Source organism: Sphingomonas sp. CCH9-F2 (assembly GCF_001556735.1).
In the GTDB taxonomy this organism is placed as follows: domain Bacteria; phylum Pseudomonadota; class Alphaproteobacteria; order Sphingomonadales; family Sphingomonadaceae; genus Sphingomonas; species Sphingomonas ginsenosidimutans.
Genome location: NZ_LSJO01000032.1, coordinates 1 through 758 on the forward strand (window position 1 = coordinate 1; position 758 = coordinate 758).

The 758-nt window shown below is 73.2% G+C and carries 1 protein-coding gene and 1 pseudogene; both read left to right on the forward strand.

All coding sequences use genetic code 11. The features are described from left to right. Positions 1 to 490: RNA polymerase sigma factor (locus AX685_RS01015; protein WP_156445584.1), on the forward strand; the 490-nt coding region annotated here is incomplete at its 5' end. Further along, positions 462 to 758 (forward strand): annotated as a pseudogene (locus AX685_RS01020) (DUF4880 domain-containing protein); the annotation flags it as partial. The gene AX685_RS01015 and the pseudogene AX685_RS01020, both read left to right, overlap by 29 nt.

Genomic DNA, 758 nt, shown 5'->3' on the forward strand with positions numbered 1-758 from the left:
GCGGTGGCTGATTGCGGGCGGCGCCTCCCCTGACGAGGCGGACGACCTGATTCATGACGCCTACTGCCGGCTCGGCGAGCTGTCCTCGGTCGACCATATCGACGCGCCGCGCGCCTATTTCGTGCGCATCGTCCAGAACCTGCGCCGCGAATCGTTCCGCCGGCAGAAGGTGGTGCGGTTCGACATGCTGACGGAAACGCACGCGTCGTCCATCATTGACGAGCGCGCGGATCCCGAACGCGCCGCGGATGCCCGGCGGCAATTGTCGATGGTCGCCGCGGTGCTGGCGGGGTTGCCCGCGCGCTGCCGGGAGATTTTCCGGTTGCGGCGGGTGGAAGGTCTCTCGCAAAGGGAGATCGCGCACCGGATGGGCGTCAGCGAAGGTGTGGTCGAGAATGATGCGGCAAAGGCGGTCCGTCACCTCATGTCGGCGATGCGCGCCGATGGTGAGACGCTAGCCGGTGGAACGGCCACCCGCCGACGCGCGTGACGAACGCGATGCCCGCGCCGCCGAATGGGCGGCGCAGCTGGCGACCGGCCCCTTGCCGGCGGCGCGTGAGGCGGAACTGCGCGCCTGGCTCGACACCGATACGCGCCATCGCGGTGCGCTGATCCGCGCGCAGGCGGCGCTCGCCGCGCTGGCGCAGTCGCCGGCGCAGGCGGTCGCGGCGGCGCCGCCGCGCCGCACGCTCGGCCGCCGCGCGCTGCTGGCCGGGGGGGCGGCCTGCGCGCTGGCGGGGCTGGGGCTGGCGCTGCGC